The sequence below is a fragment of the Proteiniphilum sp. UBA5384 genome (assembly GCF_002410825.1).
In the GTDB taxonomy this organism is placed as follows: Bacteria; Bacteroidota; Bacteroidia; order Bacteroidales; family Dysgonomonadaceae; genus Proteiniphilum.
Window position 1 is genome coordinate 1 of record NZ_DHOS01000043.1, and the last position, 332, is coordinate 332.

The 332-nt window shown below is 46.1% G+C and carries 1 protein-coding gene; it reads left to right on the forward strand.

The window, feature by feature from the left end; translation table 11 throughout:
• Positions 1–240, forward strand: a 240-nt coding sequence (locus B4G81_RS08715) for a hypothetical protein (protein ID WP_294081604.1), incomplete at its 5' end; no start/stop codon positions are given.
• Between the last annotated feature and the right edge of the window lie 92 nt (positions 241–332).

Genomic DNA, 332 nt, shown 5'->3' on the forward strand with positions numbered 1-332 from the left:
GACTGGTTCCGCAAATCGGGGATCGCCAATGCTCGTCTCTATTTCAGCCTTCAGAATGCATTTGTCCTCTTTTCGCCCTTCCATAAAGAGAGCGGACTGGATCCCGTAACCAACTCTTACGGAAACGAAAATGCTGCGGTAACCGGAAGCCTGCCCTACAACGCAAGCAACATGCTGACGGTGGGCACCAATGCCCCGCAGACGCGCAACTATCTGGTTGGGATCAATCTCACATTCTAAATTTTCACCACAATATCTAACTTTGATACATGATGAAACGAGCAAGATAATCATTATCACACTTGATCATGATTAAAGCAAGTTCCATATGA